This window comes from Nonomuraea sp. NPDC049646, assembly GCF_044465525.1.
GTDB lineage: Bacteria > Actinomycetota > Actinomycetes > Streptosporangiales > Streptosporangiaceae > Nonomuraea.
The window spans coordinates 350,298-375,528 of the sequence record NZ_JBITLU010000008.1 but is presented as its reverse complement, the minus strand read 5'-3'; the positions used below and the strand labels follow the sequence as shown (position 1 = coordinate 375,528).

Below are 25,231 nucleotides of genomic sequence, written 5' to 3'. Positions count from 1 at the left end.
CGCGCCCAATGACGCATCCGACCCACCCGTTCAGGGCAGTTCGGGATCGCCCCAGTTGTGGCTGAGATGCGCCGCGACGGCCGCCCGCGCCGCCTCCACCGGACCCGCCGCGATGGCGTCCAGCAGCTCGCGGTGCTCGCGGATCAGGACCTCCCGGTCGCGGTAGACCCGGCGCAGGCGCACCATGCCGAGCCTGGTCTCGGCGGCGAGCGTGGCGTAGAGGCGTTCGAGCCGCCGGCTGCCGGCCGCCTCGATCAGCGCCTCGTGCAGGGCCATGTGCTCGGCGACGGTCGCCGACCACGGCGCGTCGGCCGGCAGCGCCTCCCACCTGAGCAGCGCGGCCTCGGCGTCGGGCACCCGGCGGCCGGCCACGGCCTGGGCCATCAGGTCCTCCAGGGGGCGGCGCACGTACATGAGGTCCTGGAGGTCCGAGATCGTCACCTCGGGGACATAGGCGCTGCGGTTGCGCTCCCGCCTGAGCAGCCCCTCGTGCACCAGGCCCGCCAGCGCCTCGCGCACGGTCGGCCTGGCCACGCCGTACGACGCGGCGATCTCCTGCTCGGGCAGCGGCGTGCCCGGCGCGATCTCGCCGGAGAGCACCCGGGTGCGCAGGGCGTCGGCGAGCGCGCCGACCGTGGAGACGGGTTTGAGGGGCAGCATCACGGCTGTGATGCTAGTGCCGTTTCCCTGCCCGGCTCGCTGCCCGGCTCCCTGCCCTGTCCCCTGCCCCTGCCGCGTTCCGGCACGGCCACCGCCACCAGCCCGAGCACCAGCATCACCAGCCCGGCGATCGACAGCGGGGCCAGCCGCTCGCCCAGCACCAGCAGGCCCAGCAGCGCGGCGACGGCCGGCTCGGTCAGCGCCAGCGTCGAGGCCGTGGCGACCGGCGTGGTGCGCAGGCCGCGGCCGTACAGGATGTAGGACAGCGCGGTGGTGCCGAGGCCCAGGTAGAGCACGGCGAGCAGCCCGCGCGGCTCCCCCACCCAGCCGACGCCGTTGATCAGCAGCACCGGCAGCATGACCAGGGCGGCGCCGCCGAACAGCACCCCCATCACGGCGTCCGACTCGGCGCCCTGCTCGATGGCCCTGGCCGCGGAGACCGCGTAGAAGGCGTAGAGCAGGCCGCCGAGCAGCGCGAACAGCACGCCCGACACCATCTGCCCGCCCGCCTGCGCGCCGCCGCCGACGATCAGCGCCGCGCACCCGCAGACCGCCGCCGTGGTCGCCAGCGCCCACCGCCCGCTCGGCCGCCGGCCGTGCAGCGCCCAGGACAGCAGACCCGTGAAGACCGGCCCGCTGCCGATCGCGACCACCGTGCCGATGGCCACGCCCGTGCGCCCGACCGCCGCGAAGAAGCACAGTTGGTACGCCGCCACCGCCAGGGCCGCCGGCACCAGCCCCGGCCGGAACGACCGCCGGATGCCCGCCCGCGCGAGCAGGCCGAGCGCGGCGCCGCCGATGACCAGCCGGGCCGCGGCCAGGGCGACCGAGTCGGCCGAGACCAGCAGCCCTGCGGTGCCCGCGGTGCCCCAGAGCGCGGAGGCGCCCACGACGGCGAGAGGTCCGTTCTTCATGGCTACATTGTCAGACAATTAGACAATTTCGTCCAGCAGGCCGTCCAGCATGCGGTCAGCGGGGGCGGCGACGTCGCCCGCGTAGTCGTCCAGGACGGCGAGCGCGTCGTGCACGTCCGGCAGGCTCCGGCGCGGCAGCTCCAGCAGCGGCTCGCCCTCCGCGGTGATCCCGCCCTCCACGTGGAAGGCGTCCCCGGAGACGGTGAGGGACACCTCGAAACGCACCTCGCGGCCGTCGGGCAGGACGAACTCGGCACCGGTGCGCACTCCCGAGGGCGGGACGAAGCAGGAGAAGGGACGCCCGCGCACGAACGGGTGGCGTAAGCCGGCGAGGATCTCGGCCGCCCTGCTCAGGGCCGCCAGCAGCCCGGCCGCGGCCCGGCTCTCGCTGTCCACCCGAAAAAGGGTAGTTCACCCCGCCACCACGTGACCAGCGCCCCGATCACCCCACCCTCCCGCACCGGGGCCTGCGACCACCGAGCCCTCCCCCGGCGCGACCGCCGATCGCCCCGAGGCCCCCTGCGGCGGGTCAGACCGGGCGGGTCAGGCCGGGCGGGTCAGGCCGGGCGGGTCAGTCGATGGCGAGGCGGGCGTGGCGTTCGACGTCGAGGCGCACGCCCTCGTGACAGAGCTTGCCGCGCTCGATGCCCTCCGCCCGGAACCCCGCCTTGGTCGCCACCCGGCACGACGCCGGGTTGTCCGTGCGGTGCCCCAGCTCCAGCCGGAACAGCCCGCGCTCGCCGAACGCCCACCGGGCCAGCTCCTCGGTGGCCGCCGTCGCGATCCCGAGCCCCCGGTACGCGGGCAGCACCCAGTAGGACACCCACCCGTTGTCGTGGGCGTCGATCCCGGCCACGGCCACGTTGCCGACCACCGCACCCCCCTCGACGGTCACCGCGAACGCGTGCCCGACGCCCGTCCAGGACGTGATCCAGCCCACCGCGTCCTTGAGCGTGACGACGGGGAAGGACGACTGGCGGCGCAGATCGGGCGTACGGAACGCGCTCAGCACGGCCGGGGCGTCGTCCTCGCGCCACTCGCGAAGGCGGATGTCGATGGGGGCCACGCTGCCCGAGACTACCGCCGGCTCACGACGGCGCGATCTGGTGCTCCGCCTCGAACGCGCTGACCAGCGGCCGGGGCGCGGTCAGGCACCACGCCTCGGCCATCAGCTCGAACAGCTCGTCGGCGTCGATCTTGTCGAGGTGCACCACGACCCACCCGAAGCGCCCGGCGGTGAACTGCACCTCGAACACCTCGGGCCGCTCGGCCACCAGCGCGAGCTGCTCGTCGATCGTGGACTTGACCCCGACGGTCTCGGTCTTCTCCCACAGGTAGCCGAAGCCCTTGCCGTGGACCTTGAAACCGACCCACTCGGGGCCGGGATGCTCGGTGACCTCCGGCAGCCCGCGGACCAGATCGAGGAACTCGTCGACGCTCACACCCATGCCGACCTGTCTACCAAACCCGACCGACAACTCCGCCGGCTCAGCGGTAGTAGCGGACCTCGATGACGTTGCGGTCCGGGTCGGGGAAGAAGATGGTCTCGGGGGCGATGCCCTGGGCGCCGAAGGAGTTGGAGCCGGTGCCGGTGACCTCGACCCCGTGGTCCTTCAGCCGCACCTTGAGCGCCTCGAAGTCCTCCCTGCTCACCGACAGGCAGAAGTGGTTGATCTGGTGCCCGGCGCTGCCCGTCACCCCCGTGCCCTCCTCCACGCCCTTCGACACGTCGTGCGCCATCAGGTCGATGATCGTCCCCTCGGCGATCCGTACGCTCGGGAACCCCGCTTCGCCTTCGCGGAATTCCTCCCCCCGGACCCCCGGCAGGCCCACCACCTGCTCGTAGAAACGCAGGGCGGCAAGCTGGTCGGAGACCCAGAGAACGAGATGGTCCAGACGCGCATCCATGTAATAGATCCTCCATTCCCGTCCAATATCCGTTGCGCGCATGCCGCTGTCCAATTGAGGGCCCCCCGGACGGGCGATCGTCCCCTGATCGAAAGGCGGGATTCACGCGGGGTTCCCCTGTTCCGGCGGGGGCCGATCCGTCATCATCTGTCCTGTGACGGCGACCGTGCGGACCGAGCCGATGCCCTGGGTCGTACGGGCCGCCCGGTTCGTCATGACGCTCCAGGTGGCGTTCGGCATGGTGGGGCTGGTCTTCCTGGGCGGCGCGGCGTTGTCTAGCTTCGCGCCCGCCCTGCTCCTCCTGATCGCGTGGGAAGTGGCGTTCCTCTGGTCGGCCGGCTGGCTGATGGGGCGCTTCGGCGGCCGCCGCACGTGGGTGCTCTGGGCGGTCGTCGCCCTGGAACTGCTGGAGGTCCTCGCGTCCGTCGTGATCGACGTGGCCGACTCCGGCCGCCTCGATCTGCTGGGGCTGCTCCCCCAGAACGCCACCGGGCCGCTGCCCGTCGTCGTCCTGCTGCTGCTGCCGCCGTCCTGGCGCTGGTTCTCGCGGCGGAAGCGGACGGATGCCGCCTCTTGACAGGAATGGGCGAAGATCGTCCATGATCGGGCATGAACGCGTTGATCCGGGCGGCCCTCGTGGGGGCCGTCGTGGGCCTGGCACAGGCCGTCATCGCCTTTCACGGCCCTGAGGACGCCGCGGGCAACCTGCTGTTGATGTTGTTCGCGACCCTTCCGGCCGGGATGTTGCTGTCCTGGTACGCCATGCTGCGGAACTGGTGGCTCGTGGCGCTGCTGGGGCAGTTCGCCCTCATCGCGCTGTACGTCGGCCTGACCATGACCGCCCCCGTCTCCGACCTCCTCGCCTTCGGCGCCTGGCGCGTCGGCCTGATCAGCATGGCCGCCGGGGCGTGCGGCTACGCGCTGGGAGGAGGGATGGCTCTGCCCCTGGCCACGCCCGTGCGCCTGTCGGCGGTCGGCGTGGCCGCGTCCGTGTTCCTGGCGGCCTGGTCGAACCACGACGTGACCGTGCTCGCCGCCCAGGCCCAGGCCATGGCCGCCCGGAACGCCACGAACGTCGCGCCTGACCTGCCCGGGTTCCGGCTGACCGAGGTGGAGATCCGCCACCCGGACCTCAGCCTCACGTACAAGCGCGCCGACGCCGCCACCCTCGTGGTCGACGTCCTGCCGGAGACCATGTCCCCGGAGCATGCCTGCGACGACGCAGTGGATCTCCAGGAGGACATGACCTGCGTGGAGGCGGCGCCGGACCTCTGGATCCTGAGGTACGACTACGGCAGCACCGTGTTCACCGCCCGCGGGAACACCCTGGTGCGGCTCGACGGCGGGAACATGCCCGAGAAGCAGTTGCTCGCCGCTGCACGCGCCCTGCGTCCCATCGGCCTCTGGGAGCTGGCCGCGCCCGCGTACGAGCGACCGTGATGCTGCCAGGCAGCCGGAAAGTGATGAGAGATGCTGGATAGGCTCGGGTTCAGCGACGAGGAGGAGGTCGTCTACCTGGAGCTCCTGCGCCGCCGCCGGGTGACGATCCCCGACGTGGGCGAGGCGCTCGACCTACCGGTGACGGCCGTGACGGCGGCCGTGACGCGGCTCGTCGCGCTCGGCCTGGCCAGCCGCGACAACACCGGGTTGTACATGGCCGTGCCCCCCGACGTGGGCCTCGGCACGCTGATCGCCGAGCGCCAGGCCGCGTTGCAGCAGATGCAGGGCAGGCTGGCCGAGCTGGTGGAGGTGTACCGCACGGGCGCGGCCTCGCCCGCGGGCGAGATCGAGGCGCTCACGACGCCGGAACAGCTCGCGACCTGGCTGGGCAACCTGGAACGCGGCGCCCGGCGGGAGGTGCTGGCCTTCTTCCGGCCTCCGTACGTGCTCGACGTCAACCTCGACGACTCCACCAACGCCCTGGCCACCTACCGCTACGTGTACGAACGCGCCGCGCTGGACGACCCCAGGGCCCCGGCCGAGATCGCCAGGTTCCTGAAGGGCGGCTACGAGATCAGGATCGCCGTCGAGCTGCCCAGCAAGATGATCATCGTGGACCGGGAGGTCGTGCTCCTGCCCGTCCTGCCCGACCAGACGAGCGTGGAGCCGGGCTTCCTCCTGGTCAGGGGGCAGTCCCTGGTTCACCTTCTGGTGGAGTTGTTCGAGCGGGTGTGGCAGGCGGCGACCCCGCTGCGGCTCACCGCCACGAGCGTGACCGAAGGGGTCGCGGCCTGGGACGACACCGACGTCACGCTGATGACGTACCTGCTGGCCGGGATGCCGGACAAGACGGTCGCCAGCCGGCTCGGCACCAGCGAGCGCACCGTCCAGCGCCGGATCCGGCGGCTGATGAAGCTGGCCGGGACCGACAGCCGCATGCAGCTCGCCTGGTACGCGGCCCGGTCCGGCATGATCCCGCTGTGAGGGGCGCCCCCGCCGGGGACGCCCCTCGCCTGGAACTACCGGCGCAGCTGGTACGCGCGGGTCACGGTCTGCTCGACGGTGGCGCCGTCGGCGTCGGTGGCCTGCACGCGCAGCGAGACGAATCCGCCTGGCTTGGCGGGGTTCCTGATCGTGCCGGTGAAGGCCCGCTCACCGGCCCCGGCGAGCCGTACCGGCTGCCAGGTGGCGCCGTCGTCGGTGGAGGTCCACAGGGCGGCCCGGGTGATGCGCGGCCCCGCCAGGCCCTTGGGGTAGCGCAGGCCGAGGCCGACGCGGGTGACGGCGTTCGCGCGGGCGCTGTTGGCCTCGTCCACGTCGAGGTCGTAGTCGATCGACAGGACCGGCAGCAGGGCCGGGGCGGCGGCCTGCTCCGAGCGGAACGTCCAGTCGGTGCGCACCTTGGTGGAGGTGGTCCAGAAGGGCAGGTCCCGCTGCACGTCGGTCACCACGCGGTACTGGGCGCGTTCCGGCACCATCGGGAAGGCGACCGCCGCCGACGACACGGAGCCCAGCAGCTCGCCGTCGCGGTAGACCGTCGCCAGCTCCTTGTCGGCGGCGGCGCGGAACAGGTACACCTGGCCGGGCGCGGTGTCGAACAGGCCGCCCGCGAAGACCACGCCGACCGCGCCGTCGCGGACCGCGGACTTGTCCACCGCGGCCGGCAGCGCCGTGCGGACCACCGCCTTGTTCCAGTCGCGCGACACCCGCTGACCGGCCCTGAGCACGGACGGCGCGGTCTGCTGCCACGCCTGACCGCCCTCCCAGACCGTGCCCACCTGCATCGACTCCACGGTCGGCAGGTCGGGCGTGACGTACTCGGTGAGCGGCCGCGGGATGATCATCCGGCTGAAGACCTGGTAGCCCGCGGTCTGCATCGGCGAGTAGAGCAGCCGGGCGTACCCGGCCTCCGTGGCCGGCGCCGAGGCGTGGAACGACGACTGCACCGTGGCCAGCTCGGCCTCGCGCACCTTGTACCGCTGGTCGGCCGGGACGCCGCCATTGCGGTATTTGACCAGCTCGTAGGCGTACGGGCTCGCCGCCGTGCCCGTGAAGCGGACCTGCAGCCCGCCCCGGGCCGCCGCCGCGACCAGCCGGGCGCCCTGCTCGCCCGACAGCGTCATCGCCGGGATCCTGGTCGGCGTCGTGCTCCAGTTTTCCGTGCCCCAGTTGTCGGGCTTGTCGTTGTAGATGATGACCGCGCCCGCGCCCGCGGCGGCGGCGTTGTCGACCTGCTGCTGCGGCGTGAGCCCTGCGCTGCGCTTGACCAGCGCGAGCCGTCCCCGGACCGACCGGCCCGCGTAGTCCTCGGTACGCCCGGTCCCGGCGTCCGTGGCCCGCATGACGTGGGTGCCGTCGATGCGCGCGGACCCGGCCCGGCCCCGGAAGTACGCCGGCTCGATCGGCCCGGCACCGGCGCCGAGGGCCTGCGCCGTCAGCTCCGGCGCGGCGAGCGACCACTGGACACGGGACTCGAAGCCGCTGCTCGTGCCCTGGGACGGGACGGAGTACACCTTCGTCTCGCCGTTCATCCACTGTTCGAGGCCGAGCCTGCCGGGTCCGGCCGAGCTCTGCATCACCAGGCCGACCCGGAGCCTGTTCGTCTGGTTCGGCTTCGGGGTGTCCATGGTGACCGGACCGGCCTTGGCGCCGTCGAACGTGATGGTCCGGCCGGAGTCGATGACCGTGCCCGGCTCGGCGCCGTAGGTGTACTCCCAGATCCGGTTGCCCTCGGCGGCCATGTGGAAGATCTCCGCCATGAACGCGTGCTCGCCCCGGGGCAGCCGGGCCTTGACGGTGCCGTCCGCGCCGACCGGATAGCTGTCCGGAAGAGCCAGCTTGTCCAGGTTGAAGTCGTGCACGACGGCGATGCCGGTGGTCGGCTTGCCGTCCCGGTCGAGCACCTTGAGGGTGACGTCGAAGCGCTCGACGTCCCGGACGAAGCCGACGGCCGTGGTCACGACCGTCTGGCCGTCGGCGGTGGCCGCGGTGACGTGCGCGCCGTGCGCCCCCGCCGGCACCGCCGAGGTGTCCACGGTGACGGCCGCCGACGCGGTGCCGTGCGCCGGCACGGTCACCGTCTGCGCGCCCAGGGCCAGCGCCGCGACCGGCAGGTCCTCGCCCGCGCCCTTGGCGGCGAGCGTCAGGGTGACGGGCTGGTCGCCGTCGTTGACGTACTCGATCTGCTTGGTGGCCGGCCCTCCGGCGTCCCAGTCGGCGAGCCTGAAGTCGAGCACGCCGGAGCCCGAGACGGGCTGGCGCACGGCGCGGCTCACGTCCACGCGGCCGGCGCCCTGGCTGTGCACGGGGGTGCCGGCCGTCGTCCGCGCCGTGCTGACGAGCTGGCTCTTCAGCCTCGCGGCGGTCCAGTCGGGGTGCCGCTGGGCGAGGATCGCGGCGGCGCCCGCCACGTGCGGCGTGGCCATCGACGTGCCGCTCGCCGTGGTGTAGGTGTCGTCCACCGGCGTGCCCATCGAGGTGCCAGCGGCGCGGGCGGCCACGATCTTGAAACCGGGAGCGGTGATCTCCGGCTTGAGCGCCCCGTCGCCGCCGCGGGGACCGCGGCTGGAGAAGTCGGTGACCGCGTCCGCCGAGTCGACCGCGCCGACGGTGAGCGCCGCCTCGGCCACGCCCGGCGAGCCGACCGTGGTCGCCCCCGGTCCGCTGTTGCCCGCGGCGATGGTGAACAGCACGCCCGTCTCGGCGGTCAGCTCGTTGACCGCCACGGCCAAGGGGTCGGTGCCGTCGGCGCCCTCCTGGCCGCCCAGGCTCATCGAGACGACCTTCGCGCCCGAGTGGGCCGCCCAGCTCATCCCGTCGAGGATCCACGACTCCATGCCGACGCCCTCGTCGGCCAGCACCTTGCCCACGATCAGCCGGGCGCCGGGCGCCACGCCCTTGTACCTGCCGCCCGAGCCCGCGCCGCTGCCCGCGATCGTGGAGGCGACGTGCGTGCCGTGCCCGTGGCCGTCCTGCGTCGTCTGGTCGGGGACGAAGCTGCGGCTGTCGGCGATCCGGTCGGCCAGGTCGGGGTGCTTGGCGTCCACGCCGGTGTCCAGGACGGCGACCTTGACCCCGGTCCCGTCGTAACCGGCGGCCCATGCCTCGGGGGCGCCGATCTGCGGCACGCTCTTGTCGAGCAGCGCCTTGACCTTGCCGTCCAGCCAGAGCTTCTCGATGCCGCCGGAGAGCCGGGCCTTGGGCGTCCCCGCCTTGGCGGTGTCGTCGTCCACGGCCTCCCAGAACGCGCCGCCGCGCTTCTTGTCCGCGGCGACGGCCGCTCCCCGGATGCCGGGCAGCGACCGGGTGACCCGGCCGCCGTCGGGCGGAGCGGCCTTCGCCAGGCCCTTGCCGGAGTACCGCACGATGGTCGGGATCGACTCGCTGCGGGCGTCGTCGTAACCCTGGGCGATGAGCTGGGTGACGTTGAACAGCCGCTTGTCCACCTGGCCCGAGGCGACCAGCGGCGCGGCCTCGCGGGGCAGCACGTACACGTCGGAGCCGATCGTGTAGGTGCGCAGGTCGCCGGCCGACCGTTCGCCGGGGGTGACGCTGACCGAGACGGGACGGCCGGCCTGGCTGGCCACGGTGACCTCGTCCCCGGTGATGAGGGTGACCCGCGCGGTGGTGACCGGCGACGCCGGGACGCCGGTGACACCGGCGACGGGGGCCGTCGCGTCACCGTGCGCGCTTCCGGTGCCGGCCGCGACGAGCGTGGCGGCGAGGGCGGCGCTGAGCAGCGCCGCTCTACGACTGAATGGCATGGGGTGGCTCTCCTTCTACCGGTTGGGGGGTTGCGCAACCGGCAGAAGAAAGTTTTGCCAGAAAGGGACGTACACACCATGACTAGGGCATGGCGGACAACCGACATGTCAGGTCGTCGCCACCCGCCGGGTCAGCGACCCTTGTCAAGGCTGGACGTCGTGCGCGGTCCCGGCCGCGACCGCGCCCAGCTTGTCGGGGTTGGCGACGTTGTGGACGGCGGTGATGTGCCCGTCGGCGTCGAAGTCGAAGGTCACGGTGGCGACGACCCGGCCCTGGCCGCTGAACACCACGCCGGGGCCGCCGTTGAGCTCGGCGAGCTCGGCCCGCATGTCGCCCGGCTCGACGCCCTGGTAGGCGACCGTGCCGATCGCGGCGAACCACGCGGCCACCGTCTTCGCGCCCACGACCGGACGCAGCGCCTGGCGCACCTTCCCGCCCCCGTCGGTCCAGAGGGTGACGTCAGGGGACAGCAGTTCCATGAGCGTGTTGATGTCGCCGCCGGTCGCGGCGGCCAGGAAGCGCCGCGTGACGTCCCGCTGCCGCGTCCGGTCCGCCGTGAAGCGCGGCCGCCGGGCCTGGACGTGCTCCCGCGCCCGATGCGCGACCTGGCGCACCGCCGCCTCGGAACGCTCCACCGCCTCGGCGATCTCGACGTGGCTGAACCCGAAGACCTCCTTGAGCACGAACACCGCGCGTTCGAGCGGGCTCAGGGTCTCCAGGACCACCAGCATCGCCGTCGAGACCGAATCGGCGCCCGCGACGTCGTCGGCGGTGTCGCCGCTGGTCAGGATCGGCTCCGGCAACCACGGCCCCACGTACGTCTCGCGCTGGTACTGCGTGGACCGCAGCCGCTGCAGGGCCACGTTCGACACGATCCGCGCCAGGTACGCCTTCGGATCGGCCACCTGCGAACGGTCGTCGGCCGACCACCTGATCCAGGCGTCCTGGACGGCGTCCTCGGCGTCGGCCGCCGAGCCGAGCACCCGGTAGGCCACCGAGAACAGCAGCTTGCGATGCTCGTCGAAGACCTGCTGGTCCTGCTCCGAGTACGCCCGGCTCATCGCCCGGCGCCGATCCGGGTGAACCGGCCGCCACGCGGCCAGAGCGCGCCGGAGACCGGCATCTTCTTCATGCGGAGGTACGTCGGCCAGGGCGCTGCGGTCACCGTCTCCTTATACCGCGCGGCCGTGCGGCCGGTGAGATACACCCTGCGCGGGCTGTCGTCGGGGTGGGTGAACTGCACGACCCCGTCGTTGCGGCCGAGGCTCACGGGGGTGTGGTAGTAGCCGAAGCGGAACGGCCTGAGCCGCCGGCCGTCCAGGGCGCGCAGGATCGACACCGCGGCGTGCACGCCGGTCGGCATGCCGCTCTGGCAGGTGCCGTGCATGACGCCGTAACCCTGGCGGATCGCGGCGGCGTCGCCGAGGGCGTACACGTCCGGGTGCGACACCGAGCGCAGGAAGGCGTCGGTGACGATCCGGCCGCGGTCGTCCACGGTCAGCCCGGCTGACGCCGCCAGCGGCGAGACCCGCGTGCCGCTCGTCCACAGGACGACGTCGGCCGGGACGCTCTCCCCGCCCGCCACCTCGACCGAGTCCGGCAGCACCTTCGTGACCTCGACGCCGCCGCGCACCCGGACGCCCAGCCGGGCCAGCGCCTTCCGCACGTACTCCCTGGGCCCGGCCGCCATGGCCGCGCCTGGCTCCTGCCTGCCGAGCAGCACGACGTCCAGCCCGGGGTGGCGCTCGGCGATCTCGGCGGCCGACTCGACGCCGGTCAGCCCGCTGCCGCAGACGACCACCGTGCCACCCCCCACGCTGCCCAGCCGAGCCAGCCGGACGGCCAGCGCCTCGGCGTCCGGCACGCTGTCCAGCGTGTACGCGTGCTCCTCCACCCCCGGCACCGTCACCGTGTCGGCCACGCTGCCCAGCCCGTACACGAGGGTGTCGTAGTGCAGGACCTGGTCGTCGTCGATCCGCACGCTCCTGGCCTCCACGTCCACGGCCGTCACCCAGCCGCGCACGAACCGGGCCCCGGTGCCCTCCAGCAGGTCCGGGATGCGCATCTCGGCGACCTGCTGCCCGCTCGCCACGACGTGCATCCGCAACCGCTCGGTGAACCGCTCCTGCGCATTGACCAGGGTCACCCGGACGTCCGCCCGATCCTTGGTCCGCGCCGCGAGCTGAACCGCCGCCGCCATCCCCGCATACCCCGCCCCCAGCACCAGGACGTGGTGCGGGGCCTTACCGTTCTCACGCTGCGTGGTCATCGCCGTTCCCTTTCCTCCAGTGCGTCCGACCACGTGATGCAAGTCCCCGCCCGTTCCGTGACACGGCCCCACTGTGATCCGCGCCACAGCCCGACGCCCCGACGGCAGGCCTGTCAGGCCCGGCCGTTACGCCGGATGCAGGACCCGAAGGTCGAGCCGCTGCAGGGCAGGCGCATGCCCGTCGCGATCAGAGCGTCCACGAGGTTCCCCGCGGCGACTTCGTTGAGCTTGCCGTCCTGGGTGGCGCGGGCGAGCAGCCACAAGGTGCCGTGCACGTCCAGGCCGTGCGCCCTCCCCACCGTCACCGCCTCGCGATCGTCCGTGACGGCGATGCCCCGGACCAGCTCCGCAGCGGAGAAGACGCTGGCCTCGCCGAGGTTGCGCTCAGCAGACCCGATGCGCTGCGCCCACTTCATGAAGCACCTGAGCTCCTCCAGCGAGTCGAGCCGCGCCAGGCCCAGCCAGTCGGCGTCCAGCACCGTCCGAAGGAGAGGATGCTCCTCCATCCCCGCGCGGATCTCTTCCCGGACGACATGGGTGGTCAGGCACGCGGTGCCGGCCAGGAGATCGCGCAAGACGTCGAGGCGCTCGGCGCGGGCGAAATGGTTCAGGCACATCGCGTCGAACACCAGGACGGGCTCCGGGCCCGGGTCGCTCACAGCTCGCAATCCGTGTCCTCGCGCACCGGCAGGTCGCCTGCCACGATCTGGCCGCGCATGAGCTCGACCGCACGGGACTCCGTTATGAGCGATCTCTTGAACGCTTCCAGCACGGCATGCGCGAAGCTCGGGGGCACTCGCACCGCTTCCAGGTCGGGCTGGGGCGCCCAGCCGACCGCTTCCATGAGCTCCGCCCGGGTGGGGTTCCTCCTGCGCATCTCTTTGGCGACACCTCTGGTGACGGCTCCCGCCTCCACCGCCTGCCGTACGGTCAAAGACCAGGACGCCCTGAACCGGGCCGCGAGAACCACCAGATCCTCACGCCTCGCCGCCCCGTCCGTACGGGCCGCTGCGCGGAACGCCTCGACCGGAAGCAGAAGTTCGGCTGCGAACGCGTCGATGATCGCTTCCCTGTCGTCACGGGAGGCGTGGACGCCGATGTCGGTCGAGTATTCGTCTCCGACGATCAGATGCCCCAGCTCATGGGCCGCGGTCGCGCGCCGGCGGCCGGGATCGCCGTGCTTGCTGACGACTGCCACGGCCATGTCGCCCTCTACCAGTGACGCGCCTTCGCCCGGCACTTCGACGACCGCGACCAACTGCCCGAGCCGTTCGCACACGCTCATGAGCGAATCGATGGGTTCGGCCCTGTGCCCCAGGCGCTCTCGCACCCAAAGGGCCGCACGGCGGGCACCCGCAATGTCCTGAACCGGCCCCGGGCAGCGCCTTGTTTCGGGAGGACTGAACACTCCCAGGTCCACAAGCTGCCGAATGTCGGCCAGCCACGCGGAGAGCGCCACCTCCAAGCGGTGGGACTGCCGTGACGCGTCGGTCACCGTGTCGTCGGCCAACTCCGCGCGCCGGGACACCACCAGGGGCGCCGGATCGAGGAAATAGCTAAGAGGAACCCGGAGAACCGCCGACAATCTGGCCAGTTCGAGCGCGTCGACCCGGCGGACGCCTCTCTCGATCTTCGCGATCATCGTCCGGTCGAGCTTCAGCTCCGAGGCCAGCTCCTCCTGGGACATGTCGGCGGCCATGCGGCACTCGCGTACGCGCTCGCCGATGTCCAGCCACTCTCCCGGCTCCTTCATAGTGCGATAATCGCACACCTACAGATGAAGGCGCGAGACCGGAAAGTCGAATCCCGGCAATCATCGCTCCAATAAACATTCATCCGCCTATTCGCACTTTCGCCCGTTTGCCTGACCTTTTCGGCGAACGAAGTCGCCTACGGCGGCATCCAACTGTTCATGATCGGCGTGACGCTCTCCCTGCTGCTGGCCCTGTCACCGGCGGCCGTGGCCGAGATTCCGAAGAACTTCCTGTTGACCGAGCGCGAGGCGCGCGTGCCGCTGAGCCCGGACGACGCCGCCGAGCAGGGATACCAGATCAGCGACAAGCTCGCCGCGCCCTTCGAGCTGAACCCGTGCGGGCATCGGCGGGCCGTCGACCGCGGCCGGACGGCCGCCCGCACGATCAGCCACTGGACCACCGGGCCCAGCAAGTCGGCCGAGCAGCTCGTCCTCTACAGGAGCCCGCGGGCCGCCCATGCCGCGCTCGCCGGCCTGCGGGCCGAGGCCGCTCGGTGCGCGCGCAAGGGCGACCCGTCCGCGCCCACGCTCAAGATCCAGTGGCGGACGACCAGGGTCAAGGCGGGGGACGAGGCCGTGGGCATGGGCTACCGGACCCGGCAGGACGGCAACGTGAACCAGACGATCACCGGGGTCGTCGCGCGCAGGGGCAGCGCGCTGATCATCTACCGGACCGACGAGGGCGACTACGACCCCGGCCGGCTCACCAGGAACGCCAGGAAGATGGCCGTCAAGGTCTGCGGCCTGCCCGGCGTCTGCTAGCCCGTCCGGCTGCTAGCCCGTCCTGCGCGACGACAACCGGTCCAGCAGGACGGGGACGACCGTGAGCGCGGCCAGCCCCGCGCCGATCCACGGGACGGCGGTGACCCCCGCCTCCGCGTCCAGCGCCGCGGCGGCCAGCACCGGCACGAGGCTGATGCCCAGTTGGAAGGCCGAGACGGTGGTGGCCCCGGCGAGCGTCGGCGCCCCCGACGCGATGGCGAACACCCGCCCGTAAATGGCCGGGTTCAGCACGAACCCGGCGACGCCCAGCAGCAGCACCAGCGGCACGACGGCCGCGACGTGCCGCCCGAGCACGGCCAGCAGCACCGAGCAGACCGCGATCCCGAGCGCCCCCGCCAGGAGCGCGTGGGTGGGCAGCCGGTCGGCGATGCGGCCCCCGACCGACAATCCGGCGAAGGCCCCCACGCCGAACAGCGTCAGGATGACCGGCACCCAGACCCCGGGCACGCCCGTGACCTCCGTCAGGAACGCCGCCAGGTAGTTGTAGGTGATCATGTAGGCCGCGGTGCTCAGCAGGGTGACGGCGTACACGATCCACAGCTGCGGCCGGCGCATCGTGCGCAGCTCGCCGCGGACGCTCGCCTGCCCGTGCCCGCCCGTGGCGGGCAGCGCCACGAGCGTCAGGACGGCGCCGGCGACGGTGAGGGCGGTCACCGCCCAGAACCCGCCACGCCACCCGGTGAAGTAGCTGATCAACGCCCCGGCCGGCCCGCCCGCGATCATCGCCAGGCTCAGCCCGCTGACGACCACCCCGGACGCGCGGGCGGTGCGGTCCGCCGGGACCAGCCCGATCGCGGTGACCGCCGCCACCGCCCAGAACCCCGCGTACGCCAGACCGGACAGAAAGCGCGTGACCAGCAGCACCGGATAGCTGTCGGTGAGGATGCCGATCGCCACGCAGGCGGCGAAGACCGCCTGGGCGACCACCAGCGTCGTCCGGCGCGGCCAGCGGAGGGTCATGATGGCCAGCGGCGGCCCGCCGATCACGACCCCCGCCGCGAACGCCGAGATCAGCCCGCCGGCGGAGGCCAGCGTGATCCGCAGGTCCGCGGCGACCGCCGGCAGGACGCCGGCGAGCAGGAACTCCGCGCTGCCCATCGAGAACAGGCTGAAGGACAGCAGGTAGACCCCCAGCGGCAGCCTGCCGCGGGCGACCGCCGGCCGCCCGGTGGCCGTGGCGCTCATCGGTCCGCCCCCGCCTCGCGCAGGGCCGAGGTGAGGTATTGGTCCAGTACGTGCCGGGGAGCGGCTCCCGTCCAGGAACCGGCGGGCCGTCCGCCGGCGTACACCACGAAGGCGGGGACGGCGGTGATGCCGTGCCGGGCGGCCAGGCCGGGCTGGTCGTCCAGGTCGGCCCGGACGACGTCCACCTCGCCCGCGCGGTCGGCCGCCAGGCTCTCCACGATCGGGGTGACGAGCCGGCACGGACGGCACCAGGCCGCCCAGAACTGGATCAGGACCGGACGTTCCGCCTCAAGGACGCGTTCGGTGAAGTTCTGCTCGGTGACGCTGCGCACCGAGCCGGGAGCATGCGCGGGCATGACGAGGTCTCCTTGCGTGTGAGGGCTAGCGAGCCGGGACGGAGGTCGCGCGGCGCCGGGCGACGGCGTCCCGCACCTCTTCGTCCACCAGGTCGGCGTTGACGGCGGACGCGGCGGCCGAGCCCATCCCCGCCGCCGTGACGACCTGCGCGCGCGGGTCGACGACGTTGCCCGCCGCCCAGACGCCGGGGACGCTGGTCCGTCCCGTCCGGTCGGTGACGACCCAGCCGGCGTCGTCCTTGGCGCAGCCCAGGGCGGTGAGCACCTGGTCCTGCGGCACCATGCGCGGGAACAGGAACACGGCGGCGCGCGGCAGGACCTGCCCGTCGGCGAGCTCGACGCCGCGCAGCCGTCCGTCCTCGACGACGAGGTGGTCGATCGGGCCTTCGACGACGCGCACGCCGCGGGCCTCCAGGCGGTCGCGGTCCTCCGGCGTCAGGTCGAGAGTGTGGGCCAGCAGGACGACGTCGTCGCTCCACTGGCGCAGGAGCAGGGCCTGGTGGACCGCTCCCGGATGCGTGCCGAGCACCGCCAGCGCCTGGCCGCCGACCTCGTGGCCGTGGCAGTAGGGGCAGTGCAGGACGTCCTTGCCCCACCGCTCGCGCACGCCGGGGATGGCGGGCAGCTCGTCGTACAGGCCGGTGGCGACCAGGAGGCGGCGGGCGCCGAGCACCGGGCCGCCCTCCAGCCGCACCGCGAAGCCCGGTTCGACCTCCTCCACGCGCCCCCGCACGAGCCGCACGCCGTACCGGTCGATCTCGGCCCGGCCGAGCTCCAGCAGGGTCGCGGGCGGCAGGCCGTCGCGGGACAGGAAGCCGTGCATGTGCGCGGCCGGGGCGTTGCGCGGCGCGCCCGCGTCGACCACGACCACCTTGCGGCGCGCGCGCCCGAGGAGCAGGGCCGCGCTCAGTCCGGCCGCCCCCGCCCCGACCACCACCACGTCGTGATCGGTGTCCTTGCTGTTCATCGCCGTAGTCATGGCGATCACCTCCGGCCCCGATGGTGCGATCCGGCACGCGGAGATGACAACTTCTGTTGCCATTTCTGGGAAAGCGGCGGTGGAATGGGCCTCATGGAGCAGCAATCCCGGATCGACGCCACGCTGGCCCAGGTCGGCGCCCGGCTCAGACACCTGCGCACGCAGCGCGGCGTGACCCTGTCGGCCCTGGCCGAGGCCACCGGCATCTCCAAGAGCACGCTCTCGCGGCTGGAGGCGGGGCAGCGCCGGCCCAGCCTGGAGCTGCTGCTGCCGATCGCGGAGGCGCACCAGGTGCCGCTGGACGAGCTGGTCGGCGCGCCGGAGGTCGGCGACCCGCGGGTCCGACTCAAGCCGGTGGTCCGCAACGGCCGGACCGTGCTGCCCCTGACCGCCCAGCCCGGCCCGCTCCAGGCGTGGAAGTCGGTCATCCCCGCCGACCAGAACCAGCCGCAGCCTGTCACGCACGAGGGATATGAATGGATGTACGTGCTCTCGGGACGCGTCCGCCTGATCGTGGGCGACCACGACCTGGTGATGGGGCCCGGCGAGGCCGCCGAGTTCGACACCCACCTGCCCCACTGGTTCGGCCCCGCGGGCGATCATCCGGTGGAGGTGCTCAACCTGTTCGGACGGCAGGGCGAACGCATGCACATGCGCGCCCAGCCGCGCCCCCGGCAGCCGTCCTAGAGGGGTCCGGTCACTGGCTGGTGCAGCGGGTGGGCCGCACCACGATGACCACCCTGCGCTCGGCGTCGCCGACCGGCCGCGCGTAGTCGAGGCCGTACCGCCTGGCCAGCACGTCGAAGAAGTCACCCTGGGGGTCGGGTTCGACCCGCTCGACCGTCCCCCGCACCTCCAGGTAGCGGTACGGCTGCTCGGGATCGTTGACCGAGACGGCCACGTGCGGGCGGGCGCTGGCGTTGCGCCCCTTCTGCCGGTCGCTCGTGGTGGTGAAGCGCAGGAACTCGCCGTCCCAGATGGTCCACACGGGCGTCACCTGCGGGGTGCCGTCGGGCATCAACGTCGCAAGATGGACATACAGGGGACGGGTCAGCAGGTCGAGATGGCTCTCCGGAATCACAGACATGCCCGGAACACTATCAAAGCTTTTATGACCATAAGAGCTTTGAGCCTCTGCCGACTTGTAGGCTCCATGCATGGACATGCCCCCGGAGGAGCGGCTCGGCCTCGACGTCAAGCGCGCCGAGCAGCGACTCATGGCGGCCAAGCACGCCGCGGTCAGGACCGCAGGGCTGACCGTGCCCCAGTACGCCGCCCTGCTCGCCCTCGACGCCAACCCGGGCATCTCCGCCGCCGCCCTGGCCAGGGCGTGCCTGGTCACGCCGCAGGCCATGAACGTCGTACTGAAGAACCTGCTCGAACACGGCCTGATCGAGCGTTCACCCCATCAGTGGCACCGCACCATGCTCGAAACCCACCTCACGGACGCCGGACGCGAAGCCCTGCGGGTGGCGGACGAGGCAGCCGTGATCATCGAACGCCGCATCTCCACCGCGTTCACCCCCGAGGAACGCGCCACCCTCCGCGCCCTCCTCGCCCGTTTCACCGAAGCGATCTGACCAGGCACCCGGCGCCGGGCAAGCTGCTCATCCGGCCGGGGGCGCGTGGCGCTCGTCCGCAGCGGCCCTGCCGAGGACCAGGTCGGCCATCCGCAGCAGCCGGTCCACGTACGCCCTCGCCTCCCGGCCGCGCGCCCGCCGCCGGATCCAGCGCAGGTCGCGGGCGCTCCTGATGAGCCGTTCCCGGAACTGGCCGTCGAGCGCCCTGCCCTCATTGCGGATGTACCAGAACATGACACCCGCGACTCCGTCGTCCGCCAGGACCAGGTCCGCGAACAGATCCCGATCAGCCAGCCCGGGAAACGGAACGTGCCGATGCTCTTCCCAAAGCACCGACACTTCTTCGAACACCTCAGGCGACACTTTGCCCACGCGCCAACGATACGGTCACCACTCCACGCGAAGGCTCACCTGAGACCCCAGCTCGCGGAACCCGAGAGCCCGCGCCACCCGCCGCGACGCCTCCGGACGCGCCCTCCACTGCGGCAGCAACCCCGCACCGAGCGCGTCGGCCACCGCCGCCGACGCCACCGCCCGAGCCAGCCCCCGCCCCCGAAACCCCTCTGCAGTCAGTACGGACAGATGCGCCGCCGTGTCCAGCCACGTCCGATACCCGGCGGCGGCGACCACCTCCCCACCCGCACGAACCACCCAGACCGCCGAACCGACCTCCGCCAGCCCGCTCTCGTCGGCATCCTGCTCACTCACCGCCGCCAGCAGCGCGCCGACCTCCGGGTCCCCCGGCGTCAGCGATTCGACCTCCGCCCCGGCATGGCAGGGGACGAACGCGTCGGCATCGACGTACGCGAGCGTCGCCGGCCCCAGAACCTCGCGAACCACCAGCCCCTCTGAAAGCCGCTCGGACAGCCGCGCCAGATCATCGCCGTCGTCGCTGACAGCGGCGCGCAGGGCCTGACGCAACGGCTCGCCCAACCCGGCGTCAGGCACCGTGACCAGCGCCCCGCCGTCCAGCACGACGATCCCCGTCCATCCGGGCGGACACATCCCCGACCCGGCGGAGACCACCACCGCGACCTCTCCCCGCCCGGGAAACACGACAGGAACCCGAGCCAGGTCCGCCCACAACCGCCCCGCCAAATCTCGCTGCACACTCAATGATCCCAAACAGCGCCACGAGCACCTCCGGACACGAGCCCTCCTGTCGTGACGACGACGCCGTCTCCCCCACAACAGGAGGTCTTCTCGACCGGCACCGGCCCGCTAGTTGCTCTCCGGCCGCTGCCGAACGTCCGGACGGCGCAGGAGACTGCAGCCCTGGCCGTTCATCTGGTGCCGCAGGACGGCGAGCTCGTCGACCAGGGCCTCGTAGTCCTGTTTCAGCTCGGCCTGGAAGGCGGCGAGTTCGGTCATCATCAGAACGATGCTGATCATGGTGAGGTCGTCCGCGGTGCGGGTGCTCCTCTCGAGCGCCTTGACGCGTAGCATCACCTCAAGGATCTGCGCCTCTAGGTTCACGGCTCCTGCCTGTTCCACGCAGGGAAGAAGATGCCGCACCGGTGGCCCGGCACGTGCGCTGACGTCAGCACAGTGACAGGTGGAAGGCAAAGAACCGAGCCGCGGTCCGACGCAAGGTGTAGTTCCTTTCTCCTGCCGCCAGGCGTCTTTCCTCCCGGGGATGCGGTTTCTCACCAGCCCCCCGACCACAAACGCAGCCGAACTACCCGAAAACCCGCAACCGCGCCGAGCCCCGTCGGGCCAGATCACCCTCACGCAGCAGTCGCACACCTGCCGGACTCCACGAACCCCGGCCGGCGAGCCCGGCCCGGCAGCTCGCCGTACGCGGCACGGCACTCTTACAGGTGGAACCAGTGAATCCGCCGACAGGTGGTGCAGACGAAGCAGGTCGCGTCTCGGTTGGCCCAGTCCAGGCCCATGAAGGTCATTCCGGTCGTCTGCAGCTTCCACTGGCGGGACTCGAAGATCTCGCCCTGGCACGTGTCGCACCTGAGGTTCTGCCCGTGCGGGAGCCTTACGGTGGTGGCCTCGTCCATGTTCACGATGCTAGGCGATCACCGATCGACCCCTCCTTCTCGACGACCTGTGGTCGGCCGCTCGTCCCCGCGTCCTGATCCCCACGCGAGCCCGACCGCCTGGGCCGCGGCAGTCGACAGAGGGGTGGCACAGTGGACATCAGTGATCGAGGAGGAGTTGAAGAACCATGGGTGACTACTTCGAGCGGATCGTCGACGTCGAGGTGACCGGCCAAGAGGCTGAGCCGCTCGCAGAGCGCGTGGTCGACTGGATGGTTGCCGAAGGGCTGATCACGCGCGAAAGATCCAGCGACGGCATGTACAGCCTGCAAGTGGACGACGGATACGAGCCCGGCCCCAACTGGCAACGGGCAGTGGCCGATTCCTCGGATCCGTCCTGGATCCCGGGCCCGGTGGCGGTCATCGTCGGACGCGACTCCCACGTCGGCGGCCAGGGAATGAGCGAGGCGGACTCCGCGACCTGCCCGCGCTGTGACACCACCACCGTGATCATCGACTACCCGAACGCCTGGGAGGCGGACCAGGCGGCCTGGCAGCCGTTCAGCGACGGCATCGACACCTGGAAGGAGACCGGCGAAGGAAGTGTCACCTGCTCCTCGTGCGGAGCCTCCGTCCCGGTCACCGAGTGGCAGTTCGGCTCGGGTTTCGACCTCGGAGCGCTCGCACTCGACTTCTGGGGCTGGCCGCCTCTGAGCGTCAGCTTCCACACGGAGCTGAGCAAGCAACTGGGCCACCACATCGAAATACAGACAGGCAAGTTCTGACCCCCCGCCCGTCCCGGCACTGTCGGAGTCGAGAAGTCCGACCTGTTCACCCTGCACGCTTCGCGCTGTACCTGGCCTTCCACGCACCACGAGCAGAAGTGACCGTACGCGCGGAGCAGCGCAGAGAACCCACCACGGGCTACCTGTACTCCACCTTCACGGGGCAACCATGATGATGATCAGTCCAGACCGGACCGGTCGTGCATCTCCTCAAGTTGCGCCTGACGTTGCGAGTCGCCAAGCGTGATCCGGACTTGGACAAGGTGTCCATCGGCGTCATGGTCGGCAGAGACGGGGAAGAACCCGTCTCCCCAACTGGTCATGAAGCACATCGTCCGAGTGCCATCGACCTCGATCGTTCCGGCCTCGTGCTTCGCAGCTCTGACCTGGGCCATGATCTGCCAGTGGTGGGAGTGCGGCCGGAAATCCACCGCGATCATCCGTCCGGCACCAGCCTGTTTCCACTCCTGCAGAGCGATGGCACGGTCGGCTGCCTCTCTGACAGGCAGATCCGCCCATCCGTACACTCCGTCCTCCCCTGGGTGGGTGAGAAGCGAGGCGCCGAAGCCGGCAACGGCCTCCTGTACCGATCGTCCCCAGAACGCGACGTCGGCCATGCCGTCGATCGGCTCCTCATGTCGCCACGATGCCAAGCCATCGGCATCGATGAGGCTGAGCCGTGCCGCGTCCACCCCGACATGGCCCAGGAGTCTGGTCGATGTGGGCTGCGTGGAGCGCATCGTCAGGATGACCGACTCCCATTGCACACCGATGCTCCCGTAATCCCGGGAGGTTGCTGTCACGGCGATTTCCTGATCGGTGGGTACATCGCCGATCGCCACAATGGGAACGCCGTTCATGATGAACTCCGAACCGCCGGCCCGCACCGCGTGTTCGACCCGTTCACGATGCGCCACCCGAGGTTCTTGACGTTCCAGCCAGGCATCGAATTCATGCGCCTGGCAGTGCTGGGCGAAAACGGCAACCAGTTGCTCGACCGCATGTCCGGGGACGTCATAGAGCCACGTACCCCGCTGGCGATCGAAGGAGCGAGCGGCAGTCTCGGCGTCAGGGCCTACCACGGCCAGGTCAGCCGACGCGCGGATACTCTCACGCAACGCGGGATCGTCTATCGCGGAGAGCATGACCTCGTCCACTGCCGGAGGCGCGTCCGCTGACCACAAGTTCAGGTAACCGGTATCGGCGACCACCAGCCGTCCGGACGGGCACGTGATGGACCCCAGCGATGTCGGGGCATCGATCCTCATCGAGGAAGTATGCCCCAACCTTCTCCGAGTTCGATCAACAGCGCTGCATGTCCGCTGTCCACATACACGCCGCCCATGGCGGAGGCAGGCTTCAAGCAGCGCTACATGCGTGGCGGAGGCCACGCATGAAGTGATCGAAGGAGCCGATCTGGAAAGGCTGGCCCGTCTGCGTCAGACACGGTCGTGGCCTACGCGCGGAGCTGGCACATGGGATCGCCCTTCGGCGGTGCACAGGCAACGGAGCACATACCGCCGGCCCCATCGGCAAGCTATTTTGCCCGCGTCGCGGCATCCAGCATCTGCGCAGGATCATGACTAGCCGGGAATCCACCAGCAGTAGAGCAGTTCATCGCTCTCCTTGGCCCTTCGCGCCAGCGCGACGAATTCCTTCACCAGATCAAGCACGTAGTCGCCATCGTGGAAGCTATAGACATCCTCCTTCATCCATCGCCGGGCAATTTCGGGCAGGCGGTCGTCATCGACCTCGGCCAGTGCATCGCGCACGCTCACCGAGAGTTCATCGATCTCCGGCCCCTCGCGATAGGGCGAATCCTCCGGCAGCGCCAGCCATTCGTCTTCGGTCTTCGGCGCCCCTTCGGGCGGCGGGAACAAGGTGACGGTCTCGACCAGATCGTTCGAGTAGGGGACGCCCTTGATGACGGCCACGAGTTCGCCGAGGGACCCGGTGGGATCGATCCACTTGGTTTCCACGACGTCGAACGCCGGAGCGTCGGAGAGGGGTTTGGCCGGTGCCCGTAACTCGCTCGGCCGCCAAGTTGCGGTGGCGCGATTGGGAGCCCGGTAGTAGTCGTGCATGGCGCTCATGTGTGCGCTCCTGTCGATGAGGTCGCGAGTGAAACGACGCTATGGGATTACGGGATACGGCTGGAAGTACGGACAGGTGGTCGATATTGGGTGAGCCGGCGCTGAGAAACTGAGCACCGGATCGTCGAACGCCCCCCGTCATTTGCGACGGCCGGCAATGCAGTGGCGATCGTAGGGCTGCATTTGCGCGGCGGCGTGATCCCCTGGCCGGAGCGCGGTCAGTTGTTCTGCGCCGCCTGATCTACACCTGTCATCAGACTCGGAGACATTCGGCAGGCCCTGGCCGACCTCACGCCGAGCAAGGCGGGCTGATCACCGGCACCCCGCCTCCCGCCCCGGAGAAGACCGTGACGATGAGCAAACGACACCATGCCAGAAGCGGCCACCGCCACGGAGAGGCATTCTGGGCCGAGGTAGCCCGCCAACAAATCGCCACCGCTCACAGGAGCGCACCTCGGCAAGCAGGCGAGAACCGATGGGGCCCTGTGCCTCTGGGCCTAGAAAGATCATGTCTAGGTCCAGGAGCTCGCCTGGAGACGCGTCAAGCGCCCATCCAGGAACTCCTACTCTCGTCGAGCTCCATCGGGCCAGATCACCCGTACGGGCACCTCCCGTCGCCGTGCCTCGGCCACGACGTCAGCAGTGCCGCCGTAGCCTCGGGCCGGCTGCCCGTCCCAGATGGCGAACAACGCCTCGGCGTCGTCCAGCATCCTCGCGCTGGCCGTCATGTGCGACTCCGCGGTGGACTCCACAAAGTCCAGCCGGTGAGTCCGGACCGCCCGGCCCAGCAACTCGTCGTACGCAGCATGGCACTCCCCCGGCAGCCCGTCCCGATACTCCTTGGCCGGGATCACAACCTCCAGCACACCACCGAGATCGAGCACCGCACGAGCGAAAATCTGATCAGCCCCATCCGCCAGACAGGACAACCCGGCGACTCCAGGACCGTACTCAGCAAGCGCCTCACGTACCGCCCCGTCAACCAGAACGGCGGTCTCCTCCGGCAAGCCTCGATGACCGGACACAGCGATGCGAACCATGATCCCCTCACTTTCCCGGACACGCGCGCTCCGCCCGCCTCCTCCCCGAGCCACCCACGACCTTCGGCAAGGCACTGGTGATCGCCCAGAGCCGGAGACGTCTCTCCGGATCTAAGGTGGCACCGTGGCGAAACGGAAGGGCGGCAACCACAATCGCCGTCTCAATGACCGGCTGTGGGACGACACGGGCCAGGAGTGGACGCGGGTCGTCGGGCGTACCTATGGCACCAGCGCCCAACGCGCAGCCGAGTTGTTCGCTGACCGCTCGGTACGCATGGGCTCCTGGCGGATGTCGGGGCCGGTTACGTGGGCGGACTCTCCTGCGGAGCGAGAGCGCCAGCGGCACCGATACAGCCACTCCGGGAGTGAACCCGGTGTGGCCATCGAGGTGACGGAGTGGGCACGGCCGAGCGGTGAGCGCCTGTTGCTCGTCGAGGAGCACTGCTGAGCTTCAGGATTTGGCGGCGTGCCCGTTAGGAACTTGTACAGGTACCGCCGGTGACACTCCGCTTCGGGCGACAAGACCTTAGGGCTGGTGGTCGTTGGAGAGGTTGATCCGGATTTCCGTGTTGCGGTAACCGGCACGCAGGAACGCGGCCGCCACCGGCGCGTTGCCCATGTCGGTGGTGGCGGTGATGCGCGGCGCTCCGTTGGCCGCGCGTATGCGGGTGATCTCGCCGAGTATCTCGTCCACGTATCCGCGCCCGCGGATACGTGGACCACCCCGAGAT

General features: G+C 70.9%; 31 protein-coding genes. 8 read left to right on the top strand and 23 right to left on the bottom strand.

Annotated elements, in window-relative coordinates; all coding sequences use genetic code 11:
* Positions 1–30: 30 nt before the first annotated feature.
* From ACIBQ8_RS25870 to ACIBQ8_RS25845, 6 genes are all read right to left on the bottom strand, one after another.
* Positions 31–660, bottom strand: coding sequence for a GntR family transcriptional regulator (locus ACIBQ8_RS25870; protein WP_397173531.1), 630 nt, complete (start codon positions 658–660; stop codon positions 31–33).
* On the bottom strand, positions 660–1,574 hold the full coding sequence (locus ACIBQ8_RS25865; RefSeq protein WP_397193163.1) for a DMT family transporter: 915 nt from the start codon (positions 1,572–1,574) through the stop codon (positions 660–662). Before ACIBQ8_RS25865 ends, ACIBQ8_RS25870 begins: the two co-directional genes overlap by 1 nt.
* 18 nt (positions 1,575–1,592) lie before the next feature.
* Positions 1,593–1,970: a hypothetical protein gene (locus ACIBQ8_RS25860; RefSeq protein ID WP_397193162.1), complete on the bottom strand. Its 378-nt coding sequence runs from the start codon at positions 1,968–1,970 to the stop codon at positions 1,593–1,595.
* A gap of 175 nt (positions 1,971–2,145) precedes the next feature.
* Positions 2,146–2,640: a GNAT family N-acetyltransferase gene (locus ACIBQ8_RS25855; RefSeq protein ID WP_397172977.1), complete on the bottom strand. Its 495-nt coding sequence runs from the start codon at positions 2,638–2,640 to the stop codon at positions 2,146–2,148.
* Between the two features lie 22 nt (positions 2,641–2,662).
* Entirely contained in the window at positions 2,663–3,022 is a 360-nt protein-coding gene (locus ACIBQ8_RS25850) for an MmcQ/YjbR family DNA-binding protein (protein ID WP_397172975.1), read from the bottom strand.
* A 40-nt stretch (positions 3,023–3,062) separates the two neighbouring features.
* Entirely contained in the window at positions 3,063–3,482 is a 420-nt protein-coding gene (locus ACIBQ8_RS25845; RefSeq protein ID WP_358290129.1) for a VOC family protein, read from the bottom strand.
* A gap of 154 nt (positions 3,483–3,636) precedes the next feature.
* On the opposite strand from ACIBQ8_RS25845, the gene ACIBQ8_RS25840 reads away from it, so the two are divergent.
* From ACIBQ8_RS25840 to ACIBQ8_RS25830, 3 genes are read left to right on the top strand one after another with little or no spacing between them, the layout of a single operon-like run.
* Positions 3,637–4,059, top strand: a complete 423-nt coding sequence (locus ACIBQ8_RS25840; RefSeq protein ID WP_397193161.1) for a hypothetical protein — start codon at positions 3,637–3,639, stop codon at positions 4,057–4,059.
* A 32-nt stretch (positions 4,060–4,091) separates the two neighbouring features.
* Positions 4,092–4,922 carry a hypothetical protein gene (locus ACIBQ8_RS25835; protein ID WP_397193160.1) on the top strand — a complete coding sequence of 277 codons (831 nt, stop codon included), beginning with the start codon at positions 4,092–4,094 and terminating at the stop codon, positions 4,920–4,922.
* 30 nt (positions 4,923–4,952) lie between these two features.
* The gene (locus ACIBQ8_RS25830; protein WP_397172969.1) at positions 4,953–5,906 is read left to right on the top strand and encodes a helix-turn-helix domain-containing protein; all 954 of its coding nucleotides are present in this window, start codon (positions 4,953–4,955) and stop codon (positions 5,904–5,906) included.
* Between the two features lie 35 nt (positions 5,907–5,941).
* On the opposite strand, the gene ACIBQ8_RS25825 is transcribed toward ACIBQ8_RS25830, so the two are convergent.
* From ACIBQ8_RS25825 to ACIBQ8_RS25805, 5 genes are all read right to left on the bottom strand, one after another.
* Positions 5,942–9,685: a S8 family serine peptidase gene (locus ACIBQ8_RS25825; RefSeq protein ID WP_397193159.1), complete on the bottom strand. Its 3,744-nt coding sequence runs from the start codon at positions 9,683–9,685 to the stop codon at positions 5,942–5,944.
* Positions 9,686–9,829: 144 nt separating this feature from the next.
* Positions 9,830–10,747 (bottom strand): RNA polymerase sigma-70 factor, encoded by a 918-nt coding sequence (locus ACIBQ8_RS25820; RefSeq protein ID WP_397193158.1) that lies wholly within the window; start codon positions 10,745–10,747, stop codon positions 9,830–9,832.
* Positions 10,744–11,955, bottom strand: a complete 1,212-nt coding sequence (locus ACIBQ8_RS25815) for an NAD(P)/FAD-dependent oxidoreductase (protein ID WP_397193157.1) — start codon at positions 11,953–11,955, stop codon at positions 10,744–10,746. Before ACIBQ8_RS25815 ends, ACIBQ8_RS25820 begins: the two co-directional genes overlap by 4 nt.
* Positions 11,956–12,068: 113 nt before the next feature.
* The gene (locus ACIBQ8_RS25810) at positions 12,069–12,614 is read right to left on the bottom strand and encodes a DUF3368 domain-containing protein (protein ID WP_397193156.1); all 546 of its coding nucleotides are present in this window, start codon (positions 12,612–12,614) and stop codon (positions 12,069–12,071) included.
* On the bottom strand, positions 12,611–13,708 hold the full coding sequence (locus ACIBQ8_RS25805) for a helix-turn-helix domain-containing protein (RefSeq protein ID WP_397193155.1): 1,098 nt from the start codon (positions 13,706–13,708) through the stop codon (positions 12,611–12,613). The genes ACIBQ8_RS25810 and ACIBQ8_RS25805 overlap by 4 nt, the downstream gene beginning before the upstream one ends.
* A 159-nt stretch (positions 13,709–13,867) precedes the next feature.
* Between ACIBQ8_RS25805 and ACIBQ8_RS25800 the strand changes: the two genes are divergently transcribed.
* Complete coding sequence (locus ACIBQ8_RS25800) at positions 13,868–14,470, top strand: hypothetical protein (protein ID WP_397193154.1); 603 nt, start codon at positions 13,868–13,870, stop codon at positions 14,468–14,470.
* 12 nt (positions 14,471–14,482) lie between these two features.
* On the opposite strand, the gene ACIBQ8_RS25795 is transcribed toward ACIBQ8_RS25800, so the two are convergent.
* The 3 genes from ACIBQ8_RS25795 to ACIBQ8_RS25785 are packed head-to-tail and all read right to left on the bottom strand — an operon-like array spanning position 14,483 to position 17,011.
* Positions 14,483–15,676 carry an MFS transporter gene (locus ACIBQ8_RS25795; protein ID WP_397193153.1) on the bottom strand — a complete coding sequence of 398 codons (1,194 nt, stop codon included), beginning with the start codon at positions 15,674–15,676 and terminating at the stop codon, positions 14,483–14,485.
* Complete coding sequence (locus ACIBQ8_RS25790; protein ID WP_397193152.1) at positions 15,673–16,032, bottom strand: thioredoxin family protein; 360 nt, start codon at positions 16,030–16,032, stop codon at positions 15,673–15,675. Before ACIBQ8_RS25790 ends, ACIBQ8_RS25795 begins: the two co-directional genes overlap by 4 nt.
* A 25-nt stretch (positions 16,033–16,057) precedes the next feature.
* Positions 16,058–17,011 (bottom strand): NAD(P)/FAD-dependent oxidoreductase, encoded by a 954-nt coding sequence (locus ACIBQ8_RS25785; protein WP_397193151.1) that lies wholly within the window; start codon positions 17,009–17,011, stop codon positions 16,058–16,060.
* Between the two features lie 93 nt (positions 17,012–17,104).
* Between ACIBQ8_RS25785 and ACIBQ8_RS25780 the strand changes: the two genes are divergently transcribed.
* Positions 17,105–17,698 carry a helix-turn-helix domain-containing protein gene (locus ACIBQ8_RS25780; RefSeq protein ID WP_397172950.1) on the top strand — a complete coding sequence of 198 codons (594 nt, stop codon included), beginning with the start codon at positions 17,105–17,107 and terminating at the stop codon, positions 17,696–17,698.
* A gap of 10 nt (positions 17,699–17,708) precedes the next feature.
* Here ACIBQ8_RS25780 and ACIBQ8_RS25775 read toward each other — a convergent pair whose 3' ends face one another.
* A complete protein-coding gene (locus ACIBQ8_RS25775) occupies positions 17,709–18,098 on the bottom strand; it encodes a PPOX class F420-dependent oxidoreductase (protein ID WP_397193150.1) in 390 nt (129 codons plus the stop codon).
* A 70-nt stretch (positions 18,099–18,168) separates the two neighbouring features.
* Between ACIBQ8_RS25775 and ACIBQ8_RS25770 the strand changes: the two genes are divergently transcribed.
* Positions 18,169–18,591 (top strand): MarR family winged helix-turn-helix transcriptional regulator, encoded by a 423-nt coding sequence (locus ACIBQ8_RS25770; protein WP_397172946.1) that lies wholly within the window; start codon positions 18,169–18,171, stop codon positions 18,589–18,591.
* Positions 18,592–18,618: 27 nt separating this feature from the next.
* Here the strand turns inward: ACIBQ8_RS25770 and ACIBQ8_RS25765 are convergent, their stop codons facing one another.
* The 4 genes from ACIBQ8_RS25765 to ACIBQ8_RS25750 all read right to left on the bottom strand — a co-directional run bounded on the left by ACIBQ8_RS25765 (position 18,619) and on the right by ACIBQ8_RS25750 (position 20,603).
* A complete protein-coding gene (locus ACIBQ8_RS25765) occupies positions 18,619–18,825 on the bottom strand; it encodes a hypothetical protein (RefSeq protein ID WP_397172945.1) in 207 nt (68 codons plus the stop codon).
* Between the two features lie 153 nt (positions 18,826–18,978).
* Positions 18,979–19,620 (bottom strand): GNAT family N-acetyltransferase, encoded by a 642-nt coding sequence (locus ACIBQ8_RS25760; RefSeq protein ID WP_397193149.1) that lies wholly within the window; start codon positions 19,618–19,620, stop codon positions 18,979–18,981.
* 192 nt (positions 19,621–19,812) lie between these two features.
* On the bottom strand, positions 19,813–20,067 hold the full coding sequence (locus ACIBQ8_RS25755; protein ID WP_397193148.1) for a hypothetical protein: 255 nt from the start codon (positions 20,065–20,067) through the stop codon (positions 19,813–19,815).
* A 338-nt stretch (positions 20,068–20,405) separates the two neighbouring features.
* Positions 20,406–20,603 carry a hypothetical protein gene (locus ACIBQ8_RS25750; protein WP_397172939.1) on the bottom strand — a complete coding sequence of 66 codons (198 nt, stop codon included), beginning with the start codon at positions 20,601–20,603 and terminating at the stop codon, positions 20,406–20,408.
* 167 nt (positions 20,604–20,770) lie between these two features.
* Between ACIBQ8_RS25750 and ACIBQ8_RS25745 the strand changes: the two genes are divergently transcribed.
* On the top strand, positions 20,771–21,367 hold the full coding sequence (locus tag ACIBQ8_RS25745; protein WP_397193147.1) for a hypothetical protein: 597 nt from the start codon (positions 20,771–20,773) through the stop codon (positions 21,365–21,367).
* Positions 21,368–21,546: 179 nt separating this feature from the next.
* On the opposite strand, the gene ACIBQ8_RS25740 is transcribed toward ACIBQ8_RS25745, so the two are convergent.
* From ACIBQ8_RS25740 to ACIBQ8_RS25730, 3 genes are all read right to left on the bottom strand, one after another.
* Positions 21,547–22,635: a hypothetical protein gene (locus ACIBQ8_RS25740; protein WP_397193146.1), complete on the bottom strand. Its 1,089-nt coding sequence runs from the start codon at positions 22,633–22,635 to the stop codon at positions 21,547–21,549.
* A 315-nt stretch (positions 22,636–22,950) separates the two neighbouring features.
* Complete coding sequence (locus ACIBQ8_RS25735; RefSeq protein ID WP_397193144.1) at positions 22,951–23,460, bottom strand: hypothetical protein; 510 nt, start codon at positions 23,458–23,460, stop codon at positions 22,951–22,953.
* Positions 23,461–24,023: 563 nt separating this feature from the next.
* Positions 24,024–24,500, bottom strand: a complete 477-nt coding sequence (locus ACIBQ8_RS25730) for a hypothetical protein (protein WP_397193143.1) — start codon at positions 24,498–24,500, stop codon at positions 24,024–24,026.
* Between the two features lie 124 nt (positions 24,501–24,624).
* Between ACIBQ8_RS25730 and ACIBQ8_RS25725 the strand changes: the two genes are divergently transcribed.
* A complete protein-coding gene (locus tag ACIBQ8_RS25725; protein ID WP_397193142.1) occupies positions 24,625–24,948 on the top strand; it encodes a hypothetical protein in 324 nt (107 codons plus the stop codon).
* A gap of 78 nt (positions 24,949–25,026) precedes the next feature.
* Here ACIBQ8_RS25725 and ACIBQ8_RS25720 read toward each other — a convergent pair whose 3' ends face one another.
* On the bottom strand, positions 25,027–25,194 hold the full coding sequence (locus tag ACIBQ8_RS25720) for a hypothetical protein (RefSeq protein WP_397193141.1): 168 nt from the start codon (positions 25,192–25,194) through the stop codon (positions 25,027–25,029).
* Positions 25,195–25,231 lie beyond the last annotated feature (37 nt).